Origin of the sequence: Snodgrassella sp. B3088, from assembly GCF_026535815.1 — a bacterium.
GTDB classification, from domain to species: Bacteria; Pseudomonadota; Gammaproteobacteria; order Burkholderiales; family Neisseriaceae; genus Snodgrassella; species Snodgrassella alvi_E.
This window is the reverse complement of record NZ_JAFNPG010000019.1, coordinates 1-1,214: the sequence shown is the minus strand read 5'-3', so window position 1 is coordinate 1,214 and position 1,214 is coordinate 1. Positions and strand designations below refer to the sequence as shown.

Annotated in this window: 1 protein-coding gene; it reads left to right on the top strand. The window is 32.0% G+C overall.

Features of this window, described 5'->3' with window-relative positions:
• The first annotated feature begins 34 nt into the window (after window positions 1-34).
• On the top strand, window positions 35-874 hold the full coding sequence (locus tag J3U75_RS09035) for an immunity 22 family protein (protein WP_267391629.1): 840 nt from the start codon (window positions 35-37) through the stop codon (window positions 872-874).
• Window positions 875-1,214: the final 340 nt, after the last annotated feature.

Below are 1,214 nucleotides of genomic sequence, written 5' to 3'. Positions count from 1 at the left end.
ATAAATCAGGATGTTAACTAAGGAATAGTTAAATATGAATAAAATTGATATAAATAAAGTTACCATTCAATTATGGATAGGTAATAATTTTTTAGAAGAAGAAGAATATCAACAATATTTTCATAAATTTGAAGGAATGCAAAAGGATGTATTAAACCCAAAACCAAGATGTTTATTTTGTGCAGATATTGGAGAGATAACTTATATTACAGAAAAATTAGTTGTATTAGAAAGGTTTCCGTCACCTGAAGATATTAATATAGTTATTAATAAAATACAAGTAAATAAAAATGAGAAAAAAAGAATTTATGAAAAATGCATCGAATTAGGCATATCAAAAGCCAATGCAGTTTTTTGGCATATAAATAATGACTTTTCGCTCAATATTGAAGTACAAACACCTTATAAAGACAATTACAATGGGCTGAAATATATAGGTGAATTTAATGCTGATGAAGTATATCCTTCCGAAATCGAAGATCTTTCATCAGATCAATATTTATGGATCGGCACCAATTTCATGCCAATAGAAAAATACAATAAATATTTTGAGCTGGATTATAGTACTGAAGATTTGGATGACCCTGACTATAAAGTTTGTGATTTTTGTAAGGATATTGGTGATAATTGGTATGATGAAGATTTTATTGGATACCCTGAACCCTTGAAAAAAGAAGTTGATATAGGAAAACTGATTGATAAGTTAATATCGCCTGGATTAGATTGCAGACAAGCAATTATAGATAAATGCCACAGCTTAGGTATCACAAAAGCTAATGCTTTATTTTGGTATGAAGCAAGTGAATTAACACTTAAAAAACCATACAAAGAAAACTATAACGGACTTAAATATATTGGGATATTTAATATTTAATATTGATATACGAATTATTGGTAATAATTAAGACTATATATCTAGAAGCCTAAGCTATTTTGCTTAGGCTTTCGATTAAAATATTTATTATCTGTTTGAATTTATATACAACTATAGTTATTAACCCTCCTCTACTTCAGGCGAAGGACGCTACCAGTACGACAACCTCGACCGGCTGGTGAGTAAAAAACATACCCGGCAAGGACAGACCGATTACCACTATGACCGCACCGGCCGCATCGAAAGCTGCCGCAACCAGGCCTACTGGGAAACCCTGCAATATGATGCCGCTGCCAACCTGCTGGATAAAAGACGCAACGAAGACAACAGTACCGACAAC